The organism is Paraburkholderia sp. J10-1, assembly GCF_905220165.1.
GTDB lineage: Bacteria > Pseudomonadota > Gammaproteobacteria > Burkholderiales > Burkholderiaceae > Paraburkholderia.
On sequence record NZ_CAJMYW010000004.1, the window covers coordinates 41,076 to 61,304 of the forward strand.

Sequence of the window (20,229 nt, forward strand, 5' to 3'; positions counted from 1 at the left end):
GCGCACTTACAGCATCGCCAACCAAATAAATCCGGGCGATTGTAAGCGATAGTTGCAGGCAATTCAAGACTTTAGGCCCTTCAATAACACCTGTGAAATGCGACTTCATGATGCGGGAAACGCGGCGCCGCGAAGGTGTGACCGGTAACTGTAAGGGACGAAGCAAGGAGAAAATAATCGTCAGGATGACCTGGTAATTTCGGGACCATCTGACGCGCAAACCTGACTATGCGCAGGATGTGGGATGTGGCGGCGTCAGAACAGATGCAACAGCAGCGCGCCGCCTAGAAAGGCCGCGATCCAGAAAGGCACGGCGATCAGGTGAAACAGCAGCCACACGCCGCGCTCGCCGGAAAGACGCACGGCGATGAGATTCGCCAGCGAGCCGATGGCGACTCCGAAGCCACCGACGCTCACGCCGAACGCGAGCGCGCGCCAGTCGTGCGTGAAGCCCGCGAGCACAATGGCCGCGGGCACGTTGCTGATAACCTGCGACAGCACCGCACCTGCGGCAAAAGCGCGCATAGGCGTTTGCAGCGACAACGACGTCAGTGCGTGATGAATGGCGGGCAGCGCGGCCACACTGCGCAGCACGATGAACATCAGCACGAAGATCAGCAGCAGCAGCCAATCGATCTTGAGCACGATGCGAATGCGCCAGATCACGAAACCCGCGGCGACGGCGGCCAGCGCGACGCCTGCGTGGTGTGCATCGGCGAGCAGCACGAACGCGACGAAGAGCACGGCCGCGACGCTCGCCAGCGCGCGATCGACACGCTGCGGCGCGGCGTCTTTCGAGAGATCGAGCGGCGTGGACCTGAAGAGAAACGCGGCGAGCAGGATCAGCATCGCCATGAGAAACGCGCAAAGCGGCGCGAGCCCCACGACGAATCGTCCGAACGACACCCCGCTAACCTGCCAGAGGAACAGATTCTGCGGATTGCCGAGCGGCGTGAGCACCGAGCCCGCGTTCACGGCAAGCGCAATGACGATCACGAGACGTTTGAGCGGCAGCGGTGTGAGCTGGTGGAGCGAAAGCACGAGCGGCACCACGACGAAAAGCGCCACGTCGTTGGTCACGATCATCGATAGCACTGCGGCCAGCACGACGAGCAGCAACGCGAGCCCGCGTTCCGAGTGAATGTGGTGGACGAGCTTGTGCGCGAGCCAGGTCAGCAGTCCTGAATATTCGACGCCCTTCGTCAGAATGAGCAGGCCCGCGAGCGTCATCACCGTTTGCCAGTCGACGAGGGCGGGCAGCGAGGCAACGGGGCGCGGCGCGTAAATCTGCAACGCCACGAACGCCACGACAAGAATCGCGAGCACGGGCTCCGATGCGGCGAATGCGCCGATACGGCGCAACAGGCTGAAGGGCTCGCGCGCGCCCTGCTCCGATTCACGCACCGGCTTTATGCGCCGGCTCGCGGGTATGCCGTGGCGACGCGCATCACGTCGCCGTTTCGCCGCGCAAACGCAGCAGGATGCCGTCGAGCGCGTCGAGGTCGCCGAAGTCGACCGTGAGTTGCCCTCGCCCGCGTCGGCCGAGCTTGATCTTCACCGATGCGGCAAGCAGGTCCGACAACTCCTCTTCGAGGCGGCGCGTGTCGCGGCCACCGTCGTGCGCGGCCTTCGCTTTGACTGCCGGCGCGGCCTTCGTCGTCGCCGAAACGAGCTTCTCCGTTTCACGCACCGACATGCGCTTGTTGACCACCTGGTTGGCCAGCGTGATTTGCGTGGCTGCGTCCACCGCGAGCAGCGCGCGGGCGTGGCCCATGTCGAGATCGCCGGCAAGCAGCATGGTCTGCACGGGCGCCGCAAGATTGAGCAGACGCAGCAGGTTCGACACCGCGCTGCGCGAGCGGCCCACCGATTCGGCCGCCTGTTCGTGCGTGAAGCTGAACTCGTCGAGCAGGCGCTGGATACCCTGCGCCTCTTCCAGCGGATTCAGGTCCTCGCGCTGGATGTTCTCGATCAGCGCCATCGCGGCGGCGGCCTGGTCGGGCACGTCCTTCACGAGCACCGGCACTTCGGTCAGCCCGGCGATGTGCGCCGCACGGAAGCGTCGCTCGCCCGCGATGATTTCGTAGCGCCCCGGCGCAATCGGGCGCACGAGAATGGGCTGCATCAAACCCTGCGCGCGGATGCTCGCGGCCAGTTCCTGGAGCGCGCCCTCGTCCATGCGCGTGCGCGGCTGGTACTTGCCGGCCTGCATCTGCGTGAGCGGCAGCGTGTTAGGCGCGCCTTCGATCTTCACCGCTTCGGTGATGTCCGCGCTGCCGCCGAGCAATGCTTCCAGCCCCCGGCCCAGCCCCTTCTTCCGTGCTACTGCATTCATCGTGCTTCCCCAGTCTCTCGTCAGAGTGCGCGCACGCGCTCGATCATTTCCGCGCCGAACTGCACGTAGGCTTGTGCGCCGCGCGAAGCGCGATCGAATACCACACCCGGCAAGCCGTAGCTGGGCGCTTCGGCAAGTCGCACGTTGCGCGGGATCACGGCGTCGAAGACCTTGTCGCCGAAGTGCTCTTTCAATTGCTCGGAAACCTGCTGCTGCAGCGTGATGCGCGGGTCGAACATCACGCGCAGAAGACCAATCACCTTCAGGTCGCGATTCATGTTCGCGTGTACCTGCTTGATCGTATTGATGAGATCCGAGAGCCCTTCGAGCGCGAAGTATTCGCACTGCATCGGGATCACCACGCCATGTGCGGCGCACAGGCCGTTGAGTGTGAGCAGCGAAAGCGCCGGGGGGCAGTCGATCAGGACGAAGTCGTACTCGGCGTCGACTTCGGCGAGCGCAGCCTTCAGGCGCCGCTCACGCTGCTCGACCGTCACCAGTTCGACTTCGGCACCGGCCAGTTCACGGTTGGCCGGCAACACGTCGTAGCCAACCTGTTCGGGCCGCGTGCGCGCGGTGTTCACCGTGACGCCGTCGACCAGCACTTCATACACCGTGTTCTCGCACGCGGCCTTGTCGATGCCGCTGCCCATCGTGGCGTTGCCCTGCGGGTCGAGGTCGATGAGAAGGACACGTTGTCCCTGCGATGCGAGGCTCGCGGCGAGATTGACCGTTGTCGTCGTCTTGCCGACGCCGCCCTTCTGGTTCGCAACGCAGAAGATTTTTGCCATCTTTCGGGTGTCCCTTTTACTGCCTTAAAAAGTTTGCTTACGTTATGACGCAACCGCCTCGCGCACCACTCGGCCGATTGGCCATCGCCGGGTCGGTTCAGGCCGCGGCGACCGGCTCAACCGACACTTCGATCAGGTGACGCTCCGCATCGAGCATCGGCACATTCAGGCGGATTGTATTCAGCGCCTTGGTGCCCGACGGCAAGCGCTCAATCTCGCCTTCGGGGTGCACACCCTTCATCGCCCAGATCGCGCCGCCGTCCGCAACGAGATGACGGGCCAGTGTAACGAAATCGGCGAGATCCGCGAATGCCCGGGACACGATCAAATCGAATTTTTTTGGTACTTCCACGCCAGGACGCAGCGATTCGACTCGACCGGTCACTACCGCCAGGTTCGCGAGACCGAGTTCGGCCTTGGCTTGCGACTGGAACGCCGACTTTTTCTGCACGATATCGTTGAGCGTGACCTGCCAGTTCGGCCGCACGATCGCGAGTACGATGCCAGGCAGCCCGCCACCAGAGCCGACGTCGAGCACCGTTGCGTCGGCGCGCGCCGGCAGGTGCGGCACGATCGACAGCGAATCGAGAATGTGCTGGATCAGCATCTGACGCGGATCGCGGATCGCCGTGAGGTTGTAGACGGCGTTCCACTTGGCGAGCAGCGCAACGTAGTCGAGCAACTGCTCGTGCTGGCGCTCGGTGAGTTCGACACCCAGCGCCTCTGCGCCCTCTTTCAGCAGACGAGCCAGCGCGTCACGGTCCGCAATACCGGGTTGCCTCGAGCGCCCCGTCATTGCGCCACCGGCGTCGTGTCGGTGCCGCTCTCGTCCGCAGCGCCCGGATTCTGGCGACGGCGGCCAAGGCCACGCTTGAGGTGAACCATGAGCAACGAGATCGCGGCGGGCGTGATGCCGGAAATACGCGATGCCTGGCCAATGGTCTCGGGACGGAACTGAGTTAGCTTCTGACGCGCCTCAAACGAAAGACCGCGTACTTCCGCGTAATCGATACCCTCCGGCAGACGCGTATTCTCTTGCGCGCCGTTGCGTTCGATCTCGTCGGCTTGACGATCGATATAGCCCTGATATTTGATGCCGATCTCGATCTGCTCCTTGATCTGAGCGAGCAGAACTTCGTCATCGGCAAGCGGAGCGTCTGGCGCGCAGGCGCCTTCACGCAGACCGCAAACGCCGTCATAGCTCACGCCCGGGCGGCGCAGCAGATCTGCGAGGTTGTACTCGCGATCGATCGACTTGCCGAGGAGTGCCGTTGCTTCTTCAGCCGACAGCGTCTTCGGATTCACCCACGTCGACTTCAGGCGCTCTGTTTCACGTGAAACAGCATCGCGCTTGCGGGAGAATGCGTCCCAACGAACGTCATCGATTACGCCCAGCTCGCGGCCAATCTCCGTCAACCGCATATCCGCGTTGTCTTCACGCAGGCTCAAGCGATATTCGGCTCGGCTCGTGAACATGCGATACGGCTCGGATACGCCACGCGTCACCAGGTCGTCGACCAGTACGCCGAGATATGCCTGATCGCGGCGCGGGCACCATGCGTCCTTGCCCTGCACCTGCAGGCCTGCATTCATGCCGGCGAGCAAGCCTTGCGCGGCCGCTTCTTCATAGCCCGTCGTACCATTGATCTGGCCCGCAAAAAACAGGCCGTTGATCACCTTGGTTTCGAGCGAAGCCTTGAGCCCGCGCGGATCGAAGTAGTCATATTCGATCGCGTAGCCCGGACGCAGGATGTGCGCGTGCTCGAGGCCGCGCATCGAGTGCACGAGTTCAAGCTGCACGTCGAACGGCAGGCTAGTCGAGATCCCGTTCGGGTAGAACTCGTTCGTCGTCAGGCCCTCCGGTTCGAGGAAGATCTGATGCGACTCCTTCGACGCAAAGCGGTGAATCTTGTCTTCGATCGACGGGCAATAGCGCGGCCCTACACCTTCGATCACGCCCGTGTACATTGGCGAGCGGTCGAGGCCGCCGCGGATAATGTCGTGCGTGTGCTCGTTCGTATGCGTGACCCAGCACGGAATCTGGCGCGGGTGCTGCTCCGCGCGGCCGAGAAACGAGAAAACCGGCACCGGATCGAGGTCGCCGGGCTGCTCTTCGAGCACCGAGAAGTCGATCGTGCGGCCGTCAATACGCGGCGGCGTGCCCGTCTTCAGGCGCCCCTGCGGCAGTTTCAGCTCCTTCAGGCGCGACGAGAGCGTCACGGCAGCGGGATCCCCTGCGCGGCCGCCCGTGTAGTTGTTCAGGCCCACGTGGATCTTGCCGTCGAGGAAGGTCCCCGCCGTCAGTACGACTGCACGGCTGCGGAAGCGGATTCCCACCTGCGTGACGGCGCCAACAACGCGGTCGCCTTCGACCATTAGGTCTTCCACGGCCTGCTGGAACAGCCACAAATTCGGCTGATTCTCGAGGCGCCGGCGGATCGCCGCCTTATAGAGAATGCGGTCTGCCTGCGCGCGCGTCGCCCGGACCGCCGGACCCTTGGACGAATTGAGAATGCGGAACTGAATCCCGCCCTCGTCCGTCGCAGCGGCCATGGCGCCGCCGAGCGCGTCGACTTCCTTGACCAGATGGCCCTTGCCAATGCCGCCAATCGACGGATTGCAGCTCATCTGGCCGAGCGTTTCAATGTTGTGCGTAAGCAGGAGCGTCTTGACGCCCATACGGGCTGCGGCAAGCGCAGCCTCGGTTCCGGCGTGACCGCCGCCGACGACGATAACGTCAAACTCTGTGGGATAAAGCATGGCGGGACCTCACGCATGGACGGAAACGACCGCGTGAGCCTTCTCAGAAAAAGTGGTATGCGCGAATTATAACGGCTTACGGTTTAAGGCCGTTCACACCCGAGAATCGTTCCACGCAAGGGCAAAAAAAACGGCGTGTTTCACGTGAAACACGCCGCTCATTTCTACAGCCATAGACGAAGTCAGACTGGTTTCTTCGCCAACCCCAGATACGTTTCGATCACGCGTGGGTTTTGCGCCAGCTCCCCCGCCGGCCCTTCGAGCGCCAGATCGCCAGTTTCCAGCACGTAGCCGTAGTCGGAAATCTGCAGTGCGGCACGTGCATTCTGCTCGATGAGCAACGTCGCAACGCCGGTTTGCCGCAGCGCGCTGATGATGTGGAAGATTTCCTTCACGATGAGCGGCGCCAAACCGAGGCTAGGCTCGTCGAGCATCAGCAGATCGGGCTTGCCCATGAGCGCCCGGCCGACTGCGAGCATCTGCCGCTCGCCACCCGAAAGCGTGCCAGCCGCCTGGGCGCGGCGCTCCTTCAGGCGTGGAAACAGCGTGAAAACCGGCTCGAGTTGATCGAGGAAATTGCGTTCCCCTGCGCGCTTTCGCCGGTAGGCGCCGAGCACGAGGTTGTCCTCCACCGTCATCGAGGCAAACAACTCGCGCTTCTCCGGCACGAGACACATGCCGCGCGCCACACGCCGCTCAATCGGCAACGCGCCGATCTCGTCACCCATGTAAGCGATACGGCCGCTAGCGTGCCCCGTTACGGGCAGCGCGCCCATGATGGCATTGAGCAGCGTGGACTTGCCCGCGCCGTTCGGACCGATCACGGAAACGATCTGCCCTGCGCCCACCTTGATCGCCGCCTTGTGCAGCGCCTCGATCTTGCCGTAGCGAACGGCGAGTCCCGAGACTTCCAGTACGGGTGTCGTCATCATTCCACCCCGCCCAGGTACGCTTCCAGCACAGCCGGATCCTTTTGCACCTCTTCCGGCAAACCTTCCGCGATGCGCGTGCCGAACTCCATCACCACCAGGCGGTCGGTGAGATTCATCACGAAATCCATGTCGTGTTCGACCAGCAGCACACTCATGCCCTCTTCTCTCAGCTTGCGCAGCAATGCCGCCAACTGTTGCTTTTCCTGGTAACGCAGGCCGGCCGCCGGCTCGTCGAGCAGCAGCAAGGTCGGATCGCAGCACAGCGCGCGCGCAATCTCCAGGATCCGCTGCTGACCGAGTGCGAGGCTGCCCGCTTCGTCATACATATGCTGCTCGAGGCCCACGCGGCGAATTTGCTTCGCAGCCTCGCTCATGAGCCGTCCCTCTTCCGCGGCATTGAGCTTGGCGACGCTGCGCAGCACGCCCGCATGGCCTCGCAGGTGCGCGCCGATGGCAACGTTCTCGAGCACCGTCATCGTCGGCAGCAGTTTGACGTGCTGGAACGTACGGCCAATGCCGCGCGCGACGATTTCACGTGAAGTCAGGCGGTCGATGCGCTCGCCGCGGAACGTGATCTCGCCGCTGGTCGGCTGAAGCACGCCGGTCACGAGATTGAAGGTCGTCGACTTGCCCGCGCCGTTCGGGCCGATCAGGCCGATGATCTGCCCCGCCTTGACCTCGAAGCTCACGTCGTTCACGGCCACCAGGCCGCCAAACTGCTTGCGCGCCTTGTTCACCGTCAGCAGCATCTCGCCCGTAGCCGGCTTGCTGCGCTGCGGCAAAGCCTCGGCCTGCTCGGGCACATGCGCCTGCGGGCCGCGCGGGAAGAAGCGCGCCACGAACGGCCAGACACCGCGCCGCGCATATTGCAGCAGCAGCACCATCAAGATGCCGAATACGATGATCTCGAAGTTGCCGTTCTCGCCCAGCAGCTTCGGAAGCAGCGTTTGCAGCCAGTCCTGCAGCACGGTCAGGATCGCTGCGCCCAGCACCGCGCCCCAGACATGCGCCACGCCGCCCACCACGGCCATGAAGAGATACTCGATGCCGTGATTCAGACCGAACGGCGTCGGGTTCACCGCACGCTGCAAATGCGCGTACAGGAAGCCCGAAACCGCCGCGAGCACGGCCGCATAGACGAAGATCACCACACGCATCCAGCCGGTGTTCACGCCCATTGCCTCGGCCATCATGCCGCCGCCACGCAGCGCGCGAATCGCCCGGCCCATGCGGCTATTAAGCAGATTTTGAACCGACAGCACGGACAGGAGCACCACGACCCAGATCAGGTAATAGATATGGCGGCCCGATTCCAGATCGATGCCCAGCACGTTCAGCACGGGAATGCCATTGATGCCGTCGTACTTGCCGAGCATATCGAGATTGCCGAACAGGAAGAACAGCGCGAGGCCCCAGGCAATCGTACCGAGCGGCAGGAAGTGGCCCGACAGACGCATCGTGACGAGCCCCAGAACGAGCGCCACGAGCCCCGTGATCACCACGCCGACAATAAGCGCGAGCCACGGCGAGACGCCGTACTGCGTCGTCAGATACGCGGTCGCGTAAGCGCCAAGCCCGACGAACGCGGCCTGCCCGAAGCTCGTCATCCCGCCGATGCCGGTGAGCAGCACGAGGCCGATCGCGACGATCGAATAGAGGCCGATATAGTTGAGCAGCGTGATCCAGTACTCGGGCACGTGCACCGGATGAGGCAGCACCGGCAATGCGAACATCACCACGAGGAACAGCCAGAAGAAGCGGTTGTGCATGACGAATCGTTTCATCGCGTCACTCCTCTTCCTCTTCGGCGTGCGGCGTCGAGAGCGAGCGCCACAGCAGCACGGGGATGATCAGCGTGAACACGATCACTTCCTTATAAGAGCTCGCCCAGAACGACGAGTACGACTCCAGCAGCCCCACGAGCACGGAACCTGCCGCAGCCAGCGGATAGCTCACCAGGCCGCCGATAATGGCCCCGACGAACCCCTTGAGGCCGATCAGGAAGCCCGAGTCGTAGTAGATGGTGGTGAGCGGCGAGACGAGGATGCCGCACAGCGCGCCGAGGCCCGCGGCGAGCGTGAACGCGAGCCGCCCGGCCTGCGTGGTGCCGATGCCGACGAGCCGCGCGCCAAGCCGGTTCACCGAAGTCGCGCGCAGCGCCTTGCCCGAAATCGTGCGGTCGAAATAAAGATACAGCGCGACGATCAGCACGGCGGCCGTGCCGATCACCCAGAGACTTTGCCCCGAGATCGACAGGCTGCCGATGTTGAACGTGGCGTCGGAGAACGCGTTCGTGCGCGAGCCTTCCGCGCCGAACATCACGAGCCCGAGGCCCACCATCGCGAAATGCACGGCCACCGCTACGATCAGCAGCAGCAGCGTGGTCGCCTCGGCGATAGGCTCGTATGCGAGGCGATAGACGAACGGCCCCATCGGCACCACGATCGCGAGCGTGAGCGCGATCTGCACGAGCATGGGCAGTGGCTGGCTCGCGACTCCGCGCGTCACCGCATAGAGCGCGATGGGAAAGAGCAGATACTTGCCCGCGAGCGTCACGAGCGTACGCGCGGCGTGGCGCCGCCGTTCGGCGTGCCTCACGAGCCCGGCGGTCTCGACGATGAAGCACGCCGCCCCGAGCGCGACGAGCAGCCAGCACGTGGCCGGAAACTTCTGGGACTGCAGCGCGGCGAGCGTGAGCGCGCCATACGAAACGAACTCGCCCTGCGGAATGAAGATCACCCGCGTGACGGAGAACACCAGCACCAAGGCGAGCGCTAGCAGCGCGTAAATCGCACCGGTGGTGATGCCGTCCTGCGCGAGGATCGCGGCGATCGATAAATCCATACTCCCCTCTTCCTGAAACCTTCCGGAACCTGGAAAACAGCGACGTCGAAAAACGGAAATGCTCGTGCGAACCGTCAGACGCACGGTTCGGGCTTCATGTGTGAAAAGCCGGTGCGCAGCGATGAAGCCATGCACCGGTCATGCTTGTGCGTCATTCTCTGTGGCCAGAATGACGCCGTGACAAGCGCGTGTGTTTCACGGGAAAACGCGCAGCGCTTTCCCGTGCGCCGCACGTCATTCGCTCTGCAGCTTCCACTTGTTGTTGACGATCTCGACGATCACGCGCGCGCGCTGGTCGAGGCCCGCATGATCCGTTGCGCTCATGTTGAAGATGCCATGCGCGCCGGCCACGTCCTGCGAGCTTTCGAGCGCGGCGCGCAGCGCCACGCGGAACGCCTCGGTGCCAGGCTGGCCCGCCTTCAGTGCGATCGGAATTGCGCGCTGGAGCAACTGCCCTGCGTCCCACGCATGGCCGCCGAAGGTCGCCACCGTGCCCACGCCATAGGCCTTCTCATAGGCCGCCTTGTAGGCCAGCGCCGACTTCTTCACAGGGTTCGAATCGGGCAACTGATCGGCCACCAGAATCGGGCCTGCGGGCAGCAACTCGCCTTCGCAGTCCTTGCCGCAAACGCGCAGGAAGTCGTTGTTCGCCACGCCGTGCGTCTGGTAGATCTTGCCCTTGTAGCCGCGATCCTTGAGCGTGGTCGCAGGCAGCGCCGCCGGCGTGCCGGAACCTGCGATCAAGATCGCGTCGGGATTCGCCGACATCAGCTTGAGCGCCTGGCCCGTGACCGACGAGTCCGTGCGGTTATAGCGCTCGGTCGCCACGATCTTGAGGTTATGCTTCGCGGCCGCGCTCGTGAACTCCTTGAGCCAGCTGTCGCCATAGGCGTCGGTGAAGCCGACGAAGCCCACCGTCTTCACGCCTTGCTTCTCCATGTAGCTCGCAAGCGCGTCGGCCATCAGGCTGTCGTTCTGCGGCGTCTTGAAGGCCCATTGACGCTTCGCGTCGATCGGCTCGACGATCGCGGCGGATGCGGCGAGCGAGATCATCGGCGTCTTGCCCTGCGCGACGACATCGAGCATCGCGAGCGAGTTCGGCGTGACCGACGAACCGATGATCGCGTCCACGTGATCTTCGTCGATCAGCTTGTGCGTGTTCTGCACGGCCTTGCTCGTGTCCGAGGCGTCGTCGAGCACGATGTACTGCACGCTCTTGCCCGCGATCTCCTTGGGCAGCAGCGCGATGGTGTTCTTCTCCGGAATGCCTAGCGACGCCGCCGGTCCCGTTGCCGAGAGCGTCACGCCAATCTTCACCTGCGCGGCGGCTACGCCCGCCGTGCCCATCAGCGCCGCTGCGAGTGCGGCACTAATCGAGCTCAAAACCCACTTCTTCGTTTTCATTGCGCGTCTCCAAACGCTTGGTCTGCGTGTTGTCGATTGATCCTGCGTCGATTACTAGGATGTTCGTAAATCGGCGCTGGCCTTTGAGTGTAGTAATCGGTTTCGCGCGTGTAATGCATGGTTTTCCCTGCCTGCGGCGCTGCACAAGCCGCCGCATGCCTGGGTGCGCTCGCCGCTTTTATCGACTGCTGAATTGCTGAATTGCTGAACTGCTGTACTGCCCTCTTCCCCTGCTGCTGCGAAGCCGTTGTCACGGCAACAAAAAAGGCACCTCGAATGAGCGTGCCTTTTTCGTGTTCCGTGTGTCAGTCAGCCGGCGCTCAATCGCCGGCGAGTTTCCACTTGCCGCCGACGATCTCCACCATCACGCGGGCACGTTGATCGAGGCCCGCGTGGTCGGTCGCGCTCATATTGAAGATGCCGTGCGCACCGGCCACGTCGTGCGAGCTCTCGAGCGCCGCGCGCAGCGCTTCGCGAAATGCCTTCGTGCCCGGCTGACCGGCCTTCAGCGCGACCGGAATCGCGTGCTGAAGCAGGAGGCCCGCGTCCCACGCGTGACCGCCGAAGGTCGAGATCGAGCCCGTGCCATAGGCCTTTTCATAGGCAGCCTTGTACGCAAGCGCCGATTGCTTGACGGGATTCGAGTCAGGCAATTGATCGGCGACAAGCAGCGGCCCGGCGGGCAGATACGTGCCGTCGCAGTCCTTGCCGCACACGCGCAGGAAGTCGTTGTTGGCCACGCCGTGCGTCTGATAGTACTTGCCCGTGTAGCCGCGCTCCTTGAGCGTTTTCTGCGGCAGCGCGGCCGGCGTGCCCGCCCCCGCGATGAGCACCGCGTCGGGGTGCTGCGAGATCATCTTGAGCACCTGGCCCGTGACGGAAGCGTCGTTGCGCGCGAAGCGCTCGTTGGCGACCACCTTGATGTTCTGCTTCGCGGCGGCTGCGTTGAATTCCTTGTACCAGCTCTCGCCATAGGCGTCCGAGAAGCCAATGAAGGCCACCGTCTTCACACCGTGCGCGGCCATGTGCTGTGCGATCGCGCCGGCCATCAGCGCGTCGTTCTGAGGCGTCTTGAAGACCCACGCGCGCTTCGCGTCCATCGGTTCGACAATGGAGGCCGCGGCGGCCATGGAGATCATCGGCGTGGACGTTTCCGCGGCCACGTCGATCATGGCGAGCGAGTTGGGCACGACGGTCGAGCCGATCAAGGCGTCGACGTGATCTTCGCTCGTGAGCTTGCGCGCGTTTTTCACCGCCTGCGTGGAATCAGTGGCGTCGTCGAGCACGATGTAGTCGACTTTCTGGCCCGCGATTTCCTTCGGCAGCAGCGCAACTGTGTTCTTTTCCGGAATGCCGAGCGAGGCAGCCGGCCCCGTAGCCGACAGCGTCACACCGATCTTCACGTCTGCATACGCCCCGCCGGCCGTCGCCGCGAGCACCCCGGTCGCGACGCAAGCCGCCCCCATCCAACGCAAAACCAACTGCATCTCCACTCCTTCGATATTCGTTTTCTTTATTGCTACGGATTTTGTGGCGCACCGCGGCCGATTACCTCATGCGCGAATCGATAATCCGCTGCGGGAAATCAACGCAAAAATGCTGACCGCATGGTCGGTGATTGGCGAGTGTAGCGGTCTGCGTATTCAGATGGCAAGTGCTTTCCATCAGCTTACAACGCAGGGGATTCAGCGCGCTCTTTGCGTAATGCGCAAACGCTTATGCAGCGGGGGAAGCCGGCCGCATGGACCGATTTGCGTAATTTGGGAAGGGATAATCTGTACGTGCGAAGCAACGTAAATCGCACGCCACGGCAGCAGGGAAAGATAATCGCCGTGCCGTTGAAAGAAGGTGCGTAGAAATATAAAAAGCGCTGTTGGACTCTCATCCAACAGCGCTTCCTTGTCCGGGCACTTGGTGCCTCAGTTGTCTCCTCGTTCTCCACCTGCAAATTCGGTGCATCAGAACTAGGTGAAACTTTAAACTTCGCCCCCCTCAGCAGCAACTAGCATTTACCCTAGTGGTGCAGTGCGGCACCGAAATGGGGCGCGGTGCCACCGATTTGTCGCACGGCGGGGCGCTCCGGCATGCCGCAACGCGACATGTTTGCCTGCCTTTGCCCGTTCCGCGCAAGGGCCGCTCATTCTATCGCAGTCCCGAGCAGTCATGGCACGCCAGTTCGTCACGCGCGCAAGGGCCGCACGCGCGCCACGATCTCGCCGACAATGCCGCGCCGGAACGCCAGCACGCAGGCAATGAAGATGATGCCCGTGACGATCGTTGTGGACTCACCGAGTGAGCGGAACCACTCCACGCCCGTCCCTCTTGCGAGCGCCGTGCCGATATCACCCAGCCGGTCTTCCAGCGCGACGATCAGCGTTGCGCCAAGCAGCGGCCCGAACAGCGTGCCCATGCCGCCCACGAGCGTCATGAGGATCACGAGGCCGGACATGGTCCAGTACGCGTCGCCGAGCGTTTCGAAGCCGAGCACGAGCACCTTGAGCGCACCGGCCAGCCCTGCGAGCCCCGCCGACAACACGAACGCGAGCAGCTTGAAACGGTCGGTGTCGTAGCCGAGCGAAACCGCGCGCGGCTCGTTCTCCTTGATCGCGACGAGCACCTGCCCGAACGGCGAATGCACAATGCGCACGATCAGACCAAACGCCAGCACCATTACGACGAGGACGACGTAATAAAGCGTGAGATCGGAATCGAGCGAAACCACACCGAACAGCTTGCCGCGCGGCACGCCTTGCAGACCGTCCTCGCCATGCGTGAACGGCGCTTGCAGGAACACGAAGTAGACCATCTGCGCGAGCGCGAGCGTGACCATCGAAAAGTAGATGCCCTGCCGGCGAATCGCGAAGATACCCACCACCAGGCCGATCAGCGTGGCCACCGCCGTGCCCGCAAGCACGCCCAGTTCGGGCGTGAAATTGAGCGACTGGATCGCGTAGCCGGCCGTGTAGCCCGCGCTCGCGAGAAACATCGCGTGGCCAAACGAAAGCAGGCCCGTATAGCCGATCAGCAGGTTAAAGGCCGCAGCAAACAGCGCGAAGCACAGCACCTTCATGACGAAGAGCGGATAGGCGCCGGCGAACGGCGCGACGATCAGTCCGATCAGCAACAACCCATAGAGCGCTTTTCTTTGCATCATCGTTCCTTGCCGAAGAGGCCAGCGGGGCGAATCAGCAGCACGATCGCCATGATTACGAACACCACGGTCGCGGAGGCTTCGGGCCAGAACACCCGCGTGAAGCCTTCGATCACGCCGAGCATGAGGCCCGTGAGGATCGAGCCCATGATCGAGCCCATGCCGCCGATCACGACCACGGCGAACACGGTGATGATCATCGACTGCCCCATGAGCGGCGACACCTGGATCACAGGCGCGGCCAGCACGCCCGCGAACGCCGCGAGCGCCACACCAAAGCCGTAGGTAAGCGTGATCATGAGCGGCACGTTGATGCCGAACGCCTCGACGAGCTTGGGGTTCTCCGTGCCCGCGCGCAGATACGCACCCAGGCGTGTTTTTTCGATCACGAACCAGGTGGCGAAGCACACGGCAAGCGAAGCGACCACGACCCACGCACGATAGTTCGGCAGATACATGAAGCCGAGATTGGTCGCGCCCGCGAGCAGATCGGGGACGTTATAGGGCTGCCCGGACGAACCGTAGATCGAGCGGAACACGCCTTCCACCACGAGCGTGAGCCCAAAAGTCAGCAGGAGTCCATATAAATGATCGAGCCGATACAACCAGCGCAGCATCGTGCGCTCGATCACGATGCCGAACGCCCCGACCACGAGCGGCGCGACGACGAGCATCGCCCAGTACGGCAGATCGAAGTACGCGAGTCCCATCCACGTGAGCATCGCGCCCAGCATGAACAACGCGCCATGGGCGAAGTTGATCACGTTGAGCATGCCGAAGATCACCGCGAGGCCAAGGCTCAGGATCGCGTAGAACGAGCCGTTCACGAGCCCAAGGAGCAACTGGCTCAGCATTGCCGGAAGCGGAATGCCAAAAATCATCATGAAAGCCGCCCATCGAGGCATTGACGCATTAACGGATTACGCAATCGCGCCGCGCCCGGCCCACCCAACTCGGGGCGCCGGGCGCGGCATACGACTGCGGCATTTACGCGCTCGCGCTTACTTCCACAGCGCGCACTTGCTCTCCTGCTTCGTCGTGTAGGCCTGCTCGCCCGGAATCGTCTGCAGCACCTTGTAGTAGTCCCACGGCTTCTTCGACTCGGACGGCTTCTTCACCTCGACCAGATACATGTCGTGAATCAGCACGCCGTCCTGGCGGATATAGCCGCCCTTGGTATAGAAGTCGTTGACCTTCGTCTTCTTCAGTTGCTCCATGACCTTGTCGGAATCGGTCGTGCCGGCCGCCTGCACCGCCTTCAGATACGTGGTCACCGCCGAGTAGTCGGCGGCCTGCAGTTCGGACGGCATCTTCTTCGTCTGCTCGAAGTAGCGCTGCGCCCACTTGCGCGTGTCGTCGTTCTGGTCCCAGTACCAGCCGGTCGTCAGCACGAGGCCCTGCGTGGTGTCGAGCCCGAGGCTGTGCACGTCGGGCAGGAACATCAGCAGCGCCGCGGTCTTCATCGACTTGTTGATGCCGAATTCCTTCGCGGCCTTGATCGCATTGACCGTGTCGCCGCCCGCGTTCGCGAGGCCGAGAATCTGCGCCTTCGACGACTGCGCCTGCAGCAGGAACGACGAGAAGTCCGACGCCGACAGCGGATGGCGCACTTCGCCGAGCACCTGGCCGCCGTTCGCCTTCACGACGTCCGCGGTGTTCTTCTCGAGCGACTTGCCGAACGCGTAGTCGGCGGTCAGGAAGAACCAGGTCTTGCCGCCCTGCTTGAGCACCGCGAGGCCGGTGCCCTTTGCGAGCGCGACCGTGTCATAGCCATAGTGGACCGTGTACGGCGTGCACTGCTCGTTCGTCAGCGCGTCCGTGCCCGCGCCCGTGTTGAAGTACACCTTCTTCTTCTCTTGCGCGACCTGGTTCATCGCCAGCGCCGTTGCCGAGTTCGTGCCGCCGAGCAGCATGGTGAGCCCGTCACGGTCGAACCATTCGCGCGCCTTCGAAGCGGCGATGTCGGCCTTGTTCTGGTGGTCGGCGTACTCGATCTGGATCGGCTTGCCGAGCACCTTGCCGCCGAAGTCCGCGACCGCCATCTTGATTGCCGTGAGGCCGCCCTGGCCGTCGTCGTCGGCGTACAGGCCGGACATGTCGGTGATGAAGCCGATCTTCACCGCGTCGTCGGCGGCCTGCGCGCTCCCCGCGCTGAACGCCATCGCAGCTGCCGAGGCGGCAAATAGGCCCGCGAGCCGCGCGAACGTGGTTTTCTTCATTGCAGTCTCCTTCCTTGGTTGCGTAGTTATTCAGGAACACTCCATGAACACTGGAGGCAAAGCGATTCGCGCCGCGCCCGTGCAACGCCGCGCAAAATCAGACCGAAAATTAAACGCCCAGCAGGTCGTGCAGCACCGGCATCTTCCCCTCGAGCTCGGCAGTGCCGAAGTGCTCGACGATGCGCCCGTGCTCCATCACGTAAAAGCGGTCCGCGAGCGGCGCCGCAAAGCGGAAGTTCTGCTCGACCATCACGATCGTGTAGCCGCGCGCCTTCAGGGTGAGGATCATGCGCGCGAGCGTTTGAACGATCACCGGCGCGAGACCTTCGGATATCTCGTCGAGCAGCAGCAGATTCGCGCCCGTGCGCAGAATGCGCGCCACAGCCAGCATCTGCTGTTCGCCGCCGGAAAGCCGCGTGCCCTGACTGTGGCGACGTTCAGCGAGATTGGGGAACATCGCGTAGATCTCGTCGAGCGACATGCCCTCGGCCAGCTTCGCGCCTTTAGCGCCGATATGCGGCGGCAGAAGCAGATTTTCTTCGCACGAAAGGCTCGAGAAAATGCCGCGCTCCTCGGGGCAATAGCCCACGCCGCAGTGTGCGATGCGATACGTCGGCATCTGGACAGTCTCTTGGCCGCCAATGCGGATCGACCCCGTGCGCCGCCCGGTGAGTCCCATGATGGCGCGCAGTGTCGTGGTGCGGCCCGCGCCGTTGCGCCCGAGCAGCGTCACGACCTCGCCGCGCCCAACGGACAGATCCACGCCGTGCAGAATGTGCGATTCGCCGTACCACGCCTGCAGCCCCGCGATCTCCAGCGCCTTCGCGCTATCGGCTGCGCCGGCAGTGGCGGCCGCCTCGCGTTCGGTGACCGTGTTCATGCGTGCGCCCCCGTGAGCGCCGCGTCCGCGCTGCCCATATAGGCTTCGGCGACGAGCGGGTTCTTCGAGACTTCGGCGTAGCTGCCTTCGGCGAGCACCTCGCCGCGCTGGAGCACCGTGATGGTGTCGGAGATGCCGGCAATCACGTTCATGTTGTGCTCGACCATGAGGATCGTGCGGCCACTCGAGACTTTCTTGATCAGCGCCGTCACGCGGTCCACGTCTTCGTGGCCCATGCCCTGGGTCGGTTCGTCGAGCAGCATCAGCTCCGGCTCCATGGCGAGCGTCGTGGCGATTTCCAGCGCGCGCTTGCGGCCGTAGGCCAGCTCGACCGTGGGCACATCGGCGAAATCGGTCAGGCCCACTTGCGTGAGCAGATCCATGGCGCGGTCGTTGAGCTCCGCGAGTGTGCGTTCGCTTTTCCAGAAGTGGTAAGCGGTGCCGAGCGAGCGCTGCAGGCCCACGCGCACGTTCTGGAGCGCCGTGAGGTGAGGAAACACGGCGGAGATCTGAAACGAGCGGATAATGCCGCGCCGCGCGATCTGTGCGGGCCGCTCGTGCGTGATGTCGATGCCGTTGAAGACGATGCGCCCCGCGCTGGGCACGAGGAATTTGGTGAGCAGATTGAAGCAGGTGGTCTTGCCTGCGCCGTTCGGTCCGATCAGCGCATGGATCGAGCCGCGGCATACGCGCAGGTTCACGCCGTTCACGGCCGTAAAGCCCTTGAACTGTTTCGTGAGGTCGCGCGTCTCCAGAATCGTGTCGCCGAGAATCATGTCCCCTTCCGAGCGTGGTAAGGCGTAACACTGCAGACCGTCCGTGACTTGTGGTGCACGGTCAGGCCCGGCGCGGACGGTGCGGCGCGCCTCCCGATGCGCGCAACGCGCGCCTGCCGACTTTCGCGTCATTGTCTCGCCAATGATGCAGCGCAATCATTGGGATTTGCACTTAAGGGAGCATCACAAGGACAGTGAACGCTTAAATCGACAATTGACGACAGTTCGATGAAAATTAGCCGCACGTTAGCCGCACAATCAGCGCAAACCCGCCTCTGACAGACGTACAGAAACACGCGCGCGGAAGCGCTTCCGCGCGCGTCTACTATCGCTGCCGGAACGACGCTATCTTGCGCGCCGCTCCATGCCCTCAGGCGGTCGTCAACGTCGCACCGGCGGCGGCCTCCGTTTGCGCACGTGCACCTTCGCGACGATCGGCGCGCAGCATCTCGGCGGCGCGCTCTGCGATCATCAGCGTCGGCGAATTCGTGTTGCCCGAAGTAATGGTCGGCATGACCGAAGCGTCCACCACACGCAGGCCCTCCACCCCGCGCACGCGCAGGCGCGCGTCGACCACGGCGTCCGGATCGTCGGCGCGGCCCATGCGGCACGTGCCGACCGGGTGAAAGATCGTCGTGCCGACGTTGCCCGCTGCCTCGCGCAGTTGCTCCTCGCTCTGAAATGCGAGCCCGGGCAGGATCTCTTGCGGCTCGTAACGCGCAAGCGCTGCGCTGGCCGCGATGCGCCGCGTCAGCCGTATCGAGTTCGCCGCCACGCGCAGGTCGTGATCGGTCGAAAGATAATTGGGCGCGATGGCGGGCGCTTGCGCCGGGTCCGCCGAAACTGCGTGGATACTGCCGCGCGACGTGGGCCGCAAATTGCACACCGACGCCGTGAACGCATTGAAGCGATGCAACGGCTCGCCGAAGCGGTCGAGCGACAGCGGCTGCACGTGATACTGGAGGTCGGGCCGCGTAAGCGCGGGATCGTTCGGGTCCGACTTCGCGAACGCGCCGAGCTGCGAGGGGGCCATCGACATGGGCCCGCTCTGGAAGAACGCGTACTCCATGCCGATCATCAGCTTGCCCCACCAGTGCGCGGAAAGCGTGTTGAGCGTACGCACGCCGTTCACGCGAAACGCCATGCGCAATTGCAGATGATCCTGCAGGTTCTCGCCCACGCCGCGCAGATCCTGCACCACGCCAATGTCGAGCTGCGCGAGCCGCTGTGCGTCGCCGATGCCGGAAAGCTCGAGCAGTTGCGGCGAATTCACGGCGCCGGCGCTCAGGATGACTTCGCAACGCGCGCGCGCCACGTAATCCACATCGCCGCGATACTCCACGCCCACGCAGCGCTTGCCTTCGAAAATCACGCGCTGAGTGAGCGCGCCGGTCACGACCGTCAGGTTGGGTCGCTTCATCGCCGCGCGCAGGAACGCCTTCGACGCGTTCCAGCGCACGCCGCGCTTCTGGTTCACTTCGAAATAGCCCACGCCGCTGTTGTCGCCGCGATTGAAGTCGTCGGTGGCGGCAATGCCCTGCTCCTGCGCCGCGTGCGCGAACGATTCGAGAATCTGCCACTTCAGGCGCTGCTTCTCCACTCGCCATTGGCCGCCCGCGCCGTGAAACTCGCTCGCGCCGCCGTGATGATCTTCGCTGCGGCGGAACACAGGTAGCACACTGTCCCACGACCAGCCGGAGTCGCCCGTCTCGCGCGCCCAGTTGTCGTAGTCTTCGCGCTGACCGCGCATGTAGATCATGCCGTTGATCGACGACGAGCCGCCCAGCACACGCCCGCGCGGATACGAAAGCGCGCGTCCGTTGAGGCCTTTTTCGGCGGCGGTCTTGTAGAGCCAGTCGGTGCGCGGATTGCCGATGCAATACAGGTAGCCGACGGGAATGTGGATCCAGTGATAGTCGTCCGTGCCGCCCGCTTCGATGAGCAGCACGGAAACGTCGGCGTCTTCGGTCAGGCGGTTGGCGAGCACGCAGCCCGCTGTGCCCGCGCCAACGATCACATAGTCGAATTCGCCTTCGAGGCGGCGCGCGGGCGCGCCGCGTGCTCCTTGAGCTTCACTCGGTGCAGGCATGTTGTGTCTCCAGCCACTACGTTTTCTTGGTGTTGTGATTTTCGAACT

General features: G+C 63.5%; 16 protein-coding genes. All 16 read right to left on the reverse strand.

The features are described 5' to 3' along the window. Window positions 1-255: 255 nt before the first annotated feature. Window positions 256-1,404: an SLC13 family permease gene (locus U5A65_RS15325; protein ID WP_415764933.1), complete on the reverse strand. Its 1,149-nt coding sequence runs from the start codon at window positions 1,402-1,404 to the stop codon at window positions 256-258. Window positions 1,405-1,447: 43 nt separating this feature from the next. After that, on the reverse strand, window positions 1,448-2,335 hold the full coding sequence (locus U5A65_RS15330) for a ParB/RepB/Spo0J family partition protein (protein ID WP_321907178.1): 888 nt from the start codon (window positions 2,333-2,335) through the stop codon (window positions 1,448-1,450). A 20-nt stretch (window positions 2,336-2,355) separates the two neighbouring features. Further along, window positions 2,356-3,126, reverse strand: coding sequence for a ParA family protein (locus U5A65_RS15335; RefSeq protein WP_321907181.1), 771 nt, complete (start codon window positions 3,124-3,126; stop codon window positions 2,356-2,358). Between the two features lie 97 nt (window positions 3,127-3,223). Then, on the reverse strand, window positions 3,224-3,922 hold the full coding sequence (gene rsmG, locus U5A65_RS15340) for a 16S rRNA (guanine(527)-N(7))-methyltransferase RsmG (RefSeq protein ID WP_321907183.1): 699 nt from the start codon (window positions 3,920-3,922) through the stop codon (window positions 3,224-3,226). Then, window positions 3,919-5,886 (reverse strand): tRNA uridine-5-carboxymethylaminomethyl(34) synthesis enzyme MnmG, encoded by a 1,968-nt coding sequence (gene mnmG, locus U5A65_RS15345; RefSeq protein WP_321934492.1) that lies wholly within the window; start codon window positions 5,884-5,886, stop codon window positions 3,919-3,921. The genes rsmG and mnmG overlap by 4 nt, the downstream gene beginning before the upstream one ends. Before the next feature lie 182 nt (window positions 5,887-6,068). After that, window positions 6,069-6,818: an ABC transporter ATP-binding protein gene (locus U5A65_RS15350; protein WP_321946752.1), complete on the reverse strand. Its 750-nt coding sequence runs from the start codon at window positions 6,816-6,818 to the stop codon at window positions 6,069-6,071. After that, window positions 6,815-8,602, reverse strand: a complete 1,788-nt coding sequence (locus U5A65_RS15355; RefSeq protein ID WP_321934490.1) for a branched-chain amino acid ABC transporter ATP-binding protein/permease — start codon at window positions 8,600-8,602, stop codon at window positions 6,815-6,817. Before U5A65_RS15355 ends, U5A65_RS15350 begins: the two co-directional genes overlap by 4 nt. A gap of 4 nt (window positions 8,603-8,606) precedes the next feature. Beyond that, complete coding sequence (locus U5A65_RS15360; protein ID WP_321907191.1) at window positions 8,607-9,662, reverse strand: branched-chain amino acid ABC transporter permease; 1,056 nt, start codon at window positions 9,660-9,662, stop codon at window positions 8,607-8,609. Window positions 9,663-9,896: 234 nt separating this feature from the next. Next, window positions 9,897-11,066 (reverse strand): ABC transporter substrate-binding protein, encoded by a 1,170-nt coding sequence (locus tag U5A65_RS15365; RefSeq protein WP_321907193.1) that lies wholly within the window; start codon window positions 11,064-11,066, stop codon window positions 9,897-9,899. 320 nt (window positions 11,067-11,386) lie between these two features. Further along, on the reverse strand, window positions 11,387-12,553 hold the full coding sequence (locus U5A65_RS15370) for an ABC transporter substrate-binding protein (RefSeq protein WP_321946753.1): 1,167 nt from the start codon (window positions 12,551-12,553) through the stop codon (window positions 11,387-11,389). Window positions 12,554-13,245: 692 nt separating this feature from the next. Continuing rightward, window positions 13,246-14,217, reverse strand: a complete 972-nt coding sequence (locus U5A65_RS15375; RefSeq protein ID WP_321907787.1) for a branched-chain amino acid ABC transporter permease — start codon at window positions 14,215-14,217, stop codon at window positions 13,246-13,248. Next, on the reverse strand, window positions 14,217-15,101 hold the full coding sequence (locus U5A65_RS15380) for a branched-chain amino acid ABC transporter permease (protein ID WP_321907196.1): 885 nt from the start codon (window positions 15,099-15,101) through the stop codon (window positions 14,217-14,219). Before U5A65_RS15380 ends, U5A65_RS15375 begins: the two co-directional genes overlap by 1 nt. Before the next feature lie 117 nt (window positions 15,102-15,218). Further along, window positions 15,219-16,436 carry an ABC transporter substrate-binding protein gene (locus U5A65_RS15385; protein ID WP_321907198.1) on the reverse strand — a complete coding sequence of 406 codons (1,218 nt, stop codon included), beginning with the start codon at window positions 16,434-16,436 and terminating at the stop codon, window positions 15,219-15,221. A gap of 109 nt (window positions 16,437-16,545) precedes the next feature. Then, window positions 16,546-17,316: an ABC transporter ATP-binding protein gene (locus tag U5A65_RS15390; protein ID WP_321907200.1), complete on the reverse strand. Its 771-nt coding sequence runs from the start codon at window positions 17,314-17,316 to the stop codon at window positions 16,546-16,548. Further along, on the reverse strand, window positions 17,313-18,092 hold the full coding sequence (locus U5A65_RS15395) for an ABC transporter ATP-binding protein (protein WP_028203291.1): 780 nt from the start codon (window positions 18,090-18,092) through the stop codon (window positions 17,313-17,315). The genes U5A65_RS15390 and U5A65_RS15395 overlap by 4 nt, the downstream gene beginning before the upstream one ends. 370 nt (window positions 18,093-18,462) lie before the next feature. Beyond that, window positions 18,463-20,181, reverse strand: coding sequence for a GMC family oxidoreductase (locus U5A65_RS15400; RefSeq protein WP_321934487.1), 1,719 nt, complete (start codon window positions 20,179-20,181; stop codon window positions 18,463-18,465). Window positions 20,182-20,229 lie beyond the last annotated feature (48 nt).

Bases quoted from the DNA above. Each gene is read 5' to 3' on its own strand.
- U5A65_RS15330 (WP_321907178.1), bottom strand. From the start codon at position 2,335: ATGAATGCAGTAGCACGGAAGAAGGGGCTGGGCCGGGGGCTGGAAGCA.
- U5A65_RS15335 (WP_321907181.1), bottom strand. From the start codon at position 3,126: ATGGCAAAAATCTTCTGCGTTGCGAACCAGAAGGGCGGCGTCGGCAAG.
- rsmG (WP_321907183.1), bottom strand. From the start codon at position 3,922: ATGACGGGGCGCTCGAGGCAACCCGGTATTGCGGACCGTGACGCGCTG.
- mnmG (WP_321934492.1), bottom strand. From the start codon at position 5,886: ATGCTTTATCCCACAGAGTTTGACGTTATCGTCGTCGGCGGCGGTCAC.
- U5A65_RS15350 (WP_321946752.1), bottom strand. From the start codon at position 6,818: ATGATGACGACACCCGTACTGGAAGTCTCGGGACTCGCCGTTCGCTAC.
- U5A65_RS15355 (WP_321934490.1), bottom strand. From the start codon at position 8,602: ATGAAACGATTCGTCATGCACAACCGCTTCTTCTGGCTGTTCCTCGTG.
- U5A65_RS15360 (WP_321907191.1), bottom strand. From the start codon at position 9,662: ATGGATTTATCGATCGCCGCGATCCTCGCGCAGGACGGCATCACCACC.
- U5A65_RS15365 (WP_321907193.1), bottom strand. From the start codon at position 11,066: ATGAAAACGAAGAAGTGGGTTTTGAGCTCGATTAGTGCCGCACTCGCA.
- U5A65_RS15370 (WP_321946753.1), bottom strand. From the start codon at position 12,553: ATGCAGTTGGTTTTGCGTTGGATGGGGGCGGCTTGCGTCGCGACCGGG.
- U5A65_RS15375 (WP_321907787.1), bottom strand. From the start codon at position 14,217: ATGCAAAGAAAAGCGCTCTATGGGTTGTTGCTGATCGGACTGATCGTC.
- U5A65_RS15380 (WP_321907196.1), bottom strand. From the start codon at position 15,101: ATGATGATTTTTGGCATTCCGCTTCCGGCAATGCTGAGCCAGTTGCTC.
- U5A65_RS15385 (WP_321907198.1), bottom strand. From the start codon at position 16,436: ATGAAGAAAACCACGTTCGCGCGGCTCGCGGGCCTATTTGCCGCCTCG.
- U5A65_RS15390 (WP_321907200.1), bottom strand. From the start codon at position 17,316: ATGAACACGGTCACCGAACGCGAGGCGGCCGCCACTGCCGGCGCAGCC.
- U5A65_RS15395 (WP_028203291.1), bottom strand. From the start codon at position 18,092: ATGATTCTCGGCGACACGATTCTGGAGACGCGCGACCTCACGAAACAG.
- U5A65_RS15400 (WP_321934487.1), bottom strand. From the start codon at position 20,181: ATGCCTGCACCGAGTGAAGCTCAAGGAGCACGCGGCGCGCCCGCGCGC.